The following is a 5333-nucleotide window of genomic DNA, read 5'->3' as shown; positions in this document are numbered from 1 at the left end:
GTTGCATGCGCGTCGATTTTTGACAGCCGTGACGCGTTTCGTCGCAACTCAGTGCGCCGGGCCGAAATCCTGATCGTCCTCCGACGGCGGCAGGTCGAGCACGAGCTTGACGGCGCTGTAGTTGGCCTTGAGCGAGAACACGCGGCCGATCACGAGAAACGTCTGCCGGGAGTTTTCGAGTTCGACGAAGTCGCCCGGTTGCGGGACGTGCGCGCCCTGGTCGTAGGAAAAGCTGGTGCTGGTCTGTTCGCCGATGGCTTCTGCGGCGTGTTCGGTGAATTCGATCGTGAGGTGGGTAGTCATGCGAGCCCCGTTGGGTCGATTGAAGGGAATGGATGCCGCGATTTTCGCATAGCGGCCGATCGCCGCCGTGCCGATTCTTGGTCAGCGCGTTTGATCGACGGGGCGTTGCGTCTTTGCTGACATTCGGCCCCCGGCGACAGCGCATTATTTCCCGGCGCCGCTCGCGCTTTTCCTTGAAAAGCGCCGAGTCGCCCATCCTTTTATCTCGGCCCAGTATTCCTTTCCCAGCAGCGCGACGGCAGCGACGAACACGATTTCGCCGATCACGACCAATGCCGGGATCACGAACGCCTTGTTCGGAATGGACGTGAACGGAAGGATCGGTACCGCGATCCAGTACAAGAGCACGACGCCAAGTAGCGCCAGGCCGGTCTTCTTTCTGATGTTCAGTTGTTTTGCTCGGGGCATCGAAATGTCCTTCTGACGTGGATCGAGCAGGGTGGATTGCCCTGACGTTGCCTGGCCGGGGAAGTCGCGTCCGACGCTCAGCGGGTTTCGTGCTGATGACGCCGGTTCGCGGCAAGGAAATTAATAAACGGAGTAGTTCGTCTCATTATGGGCGGCAGTGGTGACGGACGTCAATCCCGACCGCCGGGCGGGCGGATGGACATTTGAACGTCGAGCTCGGAATTGGGAGGGAAAGGCGCGCTCAACCACGCATAGCCAGCCGGCATAGGATTGTCCGGGCACACGGCACGCATCTGCGCCCATGACCGTTCGCGAGCGGGACAGCGAAAAACGGCACCTTGGCCCTGTTTTTTCATGCAGGCGGCGGCTTCGAAAGCGTGCGGCGATACCTGTCGTCGGGTAGAGGGCGGCAGCAGGGCGGGATCGCGTCGCCCGGCATCGCCGATGGGGCGGCTCGTCCGATCCGGCACTCGCTGGTCCTTCCCCGCGCTCATTTTGGCTCGCCGCCCCTAAATCGCTGTAAACTCACGCTTTTGCTGCCACGCCCCCACATTCCAGATGTCCCAATCCCCCAAAGTAGGGTTCGTATCCCTCGGCTGCCCTAAAGCGCTCGTCGATTCCGAACAGATCATCACGCAACTGCGCGCCGAAGGTTATGAAATCTCCGGCAGCTACGACGGCGCCGACCTCGTCGTCGTGAACACCTGCGGCTTCATCGACGAAGCCGTGCAGGAAAGCCTCGACGCGATCGGCGAAGCGCTGACCGAGAACGGCAAGGTCATCGTCACCGGCTGCCTCGGCGCGAAGTCGAGCGCGAGCGGCTCGAACCTGATCGAGGAAGTCCACCCGAAGGTGCTCGCGGTCACCGGCCCGCACGCGGTGGGCGAAGTGATGCAGGCCGTGCATTCGCACCTGCCGAAGCCGCACGATCCGTTCGTCGACCTCGTGCCCGCGGCCGGCATCAAGCTCACGCCGCGTCACTACGCATACCTGAAGATCTCCGAAGGCTGCAATCACCGCTGCACGTTCTGCATCATCCCGTCGATGCGCGGCGATCTGGTGTCGCGTCCGGTCGCCGAAGTGATGCTGGAAGCCGAGAACCTGTTCAAGTCGGGCGTGAAGGAACTGCTCGTGATCTCGCAGGACACGAGCGCATACGGTGTCGACGTGAAGTACCGCACGGGCTTCTGGAATGGCAAGCCGATCAAGACGCGCATGACCGACCTGGTCGCCGCGCTCGGCGAACTCGCCGCGCAGTACGGTGCGTGGGTGCGCCTGCACTACGTATATCCGTATCCGAGCGTCGACGAAGTGATTCCGCTGATGGCCGAAGGTGCGTTCAAGGGCCACGTGCTGCCGTATCTCGACGTGCCGTTCCAGCATGCTCATCCGGAAGTGCTGAAGCGCATGAAGCGTCCGGCGAACGCCGAGAAGGTGCTCGAGCGTGTGCAGAAGTGGCGCGAGATCTGCCCGGACCTGACGATCCGCAGCACGTTCATCGCGGGCTTCCCCGGCGAGACGGAAGAACAGTTCGAAACGCTGCTCGACTTCATCCGCGAAGCGGAACTCGATCGCGTCGGCTGTTTCGCGTATTCGCCGGTCGAAGGCGCGACCGCGAACGACCTGGACGGCGCGCTGCCGGACGAGGTTCGCGAGGAGCGTCGCGCGCGCTTCATGGAAGTGGCCGAGGAAGTGTCGGCGAACCGCATGCAGCGCAAGGTCGGCAAGACGCTCAAGGTGCTGATCGACGAAGTCAGCGCGGAAGGCGGCATCGGCCGTACGGCCGCCGATGCGCCGGAGATCGACGGCGTCGTCTACGTCGAGCCGGCGGCGAAGGCATCGAAGCGCTACAAGGTCGGCGATTTCGTCTCCGTGAAGATCACGGGCGCCGACGGCCACGATCTGTGGGGCGAGGTGTAAGCGATGGCCGCTGCATTCCCGGAGATCCTCGCGCTCGGCGAGGCGATGATCGAATTCAACCAGTCGCAGCCGGGGCATCCTGAATTCCTGCAGGGCTTCGGCGGCGACACGTCGAACTTCTGCATCGCGGCGGCGCGCCAGGGCGCGTCGACGGGCTTCGTGTCGGCGATCGGCGACGATCCGTTCGGCCGGCTGCTCGCCGACATGTGGGCGTCGGAGCGCGTCGATACGACGTACGTGCGGATCGACCGCTCGGCGCCGACCGGCGTGTATTTCGTCACGCATGGCGCCGACGGCCACCAGTTCGACTATCTGCGCGCGGGGTCGGCCGCGAGCCGCTATGCGACGGGCGATTTGCCGCTCGACGCGCTGGCGGCCGCGAAAGCCGTGCACCTGTCGGGCATCAGTCTTGCGATCAGCACGGCAGCGTGCGACGCGGCATTCGCGGCGATCGACCATGCGCGTCGCCACGGCGCGAAAGTCAGCTTCGACACGAACCTGCGCCTGAAGCTGTGGCCGCTGGCGCGTGCCCGCGCGGTGATGCGCGAGGCGCTGCGCCAGACCGACATCTGCCTGCCGAGCTGGGACGACGTCACGGCGCTCACGGGCGCGAACGATCGCGATGCGATCGTCGACGCGATGCTCGAACACGGGCCGCGGGTCGTCGCGTTGAAACTCGGCAAGGAAGGCGCGTATGTCGCGACGCCGAACGAGCGGCGCGTCGTGCCGGGCTTCGCGGTCGAGGCTGTCGACGCGACCGGCGCGGGCGACTGCTTCGGCGGCGCGTTCGTCGCGCGGATCGTCGCGGGCGACGATCCGTTCGCGGCCGCGCGTTATGCGAACGCGGCGGCGGCGCTGTCGACGACCGGTTACGGCGCGGTCGCGCCGATTCCGCACCGCGAGGCGGTGGAACGCCTGATGCAGGGCTGACGCGACACACGCAAGCCGGCGCCTTCGCCGCGCACGCTTGCGCGGTCAGCAGGAACCGGGTCTCGACCCGGCACGGTCCGCGATTGCCGGGCGAATCTGAAGCAAGGAGCAACACAAGGTGGGTCGATATTCGGAATGGCAACGGGCGCTCGTCGTCGCCGGTGCGCTGGTGGCGGGCATCGCGATGCCGGGGTTGGGCGCCGCGCAGGCGGTCGTGCCGGGTGTGCAGCAGGATGAACCGGCGCCGGCGCGGCCGCTGAAGCCGAATCCCGAGTTCGCCCGCCTGCCGCGCTACGAAGGCACGCTCGGCGACCGGCCGATCGTCGTGCATCTCGGCCCGAAGACGGACGAGGAAGGCGTGCACGGCGAATACCAGTTCGCCGATACGGGCGAGGTGGTGCTGCTCGCGGGCGACCGCGACGGCGATACGCTGGAAATCGAGGAGTCGAACGACGGCACGAACATCACCGGCGTATGGATCGGCCGCTTCGACGCGACGGGCGACCTGAAGGCCGACCGGATGAACTCGGACGAATCGGACCCGCAGCCGGTCGTGCTGCACCTGGCGCCTGGCAAGCGCGCGGCGTTGCAAGTGCGCGACGGCCACGTGCGCGAAATCGAGACGGTGGGCGGCGTCGTCAACCTGCATCCCGACGACTGAGCGCGTGCTGGCTCGGTGTGCGCGGCGCGCATTGTATCGGGCCAACCGCGCCGATTTTGGCTACTCTAACGACATATTCCGCAACCGAACGGCCTCGTGCCCGGCCTCCAAGTCATGACTGCATCCACTTCCAAGCGCGCGCTGCAAACCCGCATCGTTCAACCCGACGACGTCATTCCGGAAGGCTTCCGCTCGTTCGTGCCGCCGGTCGCGCGCGCATCGACGGTCGTGTTTCCCGATCTCGCGACGATGCGCGCGCTGGTCTGGCACGACGACAACCAGTGGCGCTACGGGCTGCATGCGACGCCGACGTCGCTCGCGCTCGCGCAGCGGCTCGCCGAGATCGAGGGCGGCACGCACGCGCTGCTGCAGCCGTCGGGTCTCGCGGCGATCATGAACGTCTACTTCGGGATCGTGAAAGCGGGCGACGACGTGCTGGTTCCGCATAACGTATACGGCCCGAACGCCGATTTCGGCAATTGGCTCGCGAACGATTTCGGCATTACCGTGCGTTTTTACGATCCATTGATCGGCGCCGGCATCGCCGAGCTGATCCAGCCGAACACGCGGCTGATCTGGCTCGAGGCGCCGGGCTCGGTGACGATGGAAGTGCCCGACGTGCACGCGATCACGGCGGCCGCGAAGGCGCGCGGCATCGTCACCGCGATCGACAACACCTTTTCGGCGGGGCTCGCGTTCAAGCCGTTCGAGCACGGCGTCGACATTTCGGTGCAGGCGCTGACCAAGTATCAGTCGGGCGGCAGCGACGTGCTGATGGGCGCGACGATCACCGCGAACGCGGAACTGCACGCGAAGCTGAAGCTCGCGCGGATGCGCTGCGGAATCGGCGTGTCGGTCGACGATTGCTCGCTCGTGCTGCGTAGCCTGCCGAGCATGCAGGTGCGCTTCGATGCGCACAGCAAGAGCGCGCTCGCGCTCGCGCAATGGCTGAAGGCGCGGCCGGAGATCGCCGCGGTGCTGCATCCGCAGATCGCCGACTGCCCGGGGCACGCGTCGTTCATGCGCGATTTCAAGGGTGCGGGCGGGCTGTTCTCGGTGGTATTCGACGAACGCTACAGCGCGGAGCAGGTCGACCGTTTCGTCGAGTCGC

General features: G+C 65.8%; 6 protein-coding genes. 4 read left to right on the top strand and 2 right to left on the bottom strand.

The window, feature by feature from the left end:
* Positions 1 to 48 precede the first annotated feature (48 nt).
* Both JMF90_RS22580 and JMF90_RS22575 read right to left on the bottom strand, forming a co-directional pair.
* On the bottom strand, positions 49 to 303 hold the full coding sequence (locus tag JMF90_RS22580) for a hypothetical protein (RefSeq protein ID WP_011549708.1): 255 nt from the start codon (positions 301 to 303) through the stop codon (positions 49 to 51).
* Between the two features lie 144 nt (positions 304 to 447).
* Entirely contained in the window at positions 448 to 711 is a 264-nt protein-coding gene (locus tag JMF90_RS22575; RefSeq protein WP_011549709.1) for a transporter suffix domain-containing protein, read from the bottom strand.
* A gap of 558 nt (positions 712 to 1269) precedes the next feature.
* Here JMF90_RS22575 and rimO point away from each other — a divergent pair.
* From rimO to JMF90_RS22555, 4 genes are all read left to right on the top strand, one after another.
* Positions 1270 to 2631 (top strand): 30S ribosomal protein S12 methylthiotransferase RimO, encoded by a 1362-nt coding sequence (gene rimO / locus JMF90_RS22570; protein WP_011549710.1) that lies wholly within the window; start codon positions 1270 to 1272, stop codon positions 2629 to 2631.
* A gap of 3 nt (positions 2632 to 2634) precedes the next feature.
* Positions 2635 to 3561: a sugar kinase gene (locus JMF90_RS22565; protein ID WP_011549711.1), complete on the top strand. Its 927-nt coding sequence runs from the start codon at positions 2635 to 2637 to the stop codon at positions 3559 to 3561.
* A gap of 118 nt (positions 3562 to 3679) precedes the next feature.
* The gene (locus JMF90_RS22560) at positions 3680 to 4222 is read left to right on the top strand and encodes a hypothetical protein (RefSeq protein WP_011549712.1); all 543 of its coding nucleotides are present in this window, start codon (positions 3680 to 3682) and stop codon (positions 4220 to 4222) included.
* Between the two features lie 114 nt (positions 4223 to 4336).
* Positions 4337 to 5333, top strand: a 997-nt coding sequence (locus JMF90_RS22555; RefSeq protein ID WP_201325449.1) for a cystathionine beta-lyase, incomplete at its 3' end; no start/stop codon positions are given.

The organism is Burkholderia sp. E168m23 (assembly GCF_016586125.1).
GTDB classification, from domain to species: Bacteria; Pseudomonadota; Gammaproteobacteria; order Burkholderiales; family Burkholderiaceae; genus Burkholderia; species Burkholderia orbicola.
The sequence above is the reverse complement of the archived record's forward strand: the minus strand, read 5'-3'. Positions and strand labels throughout refer to the sequence as shown.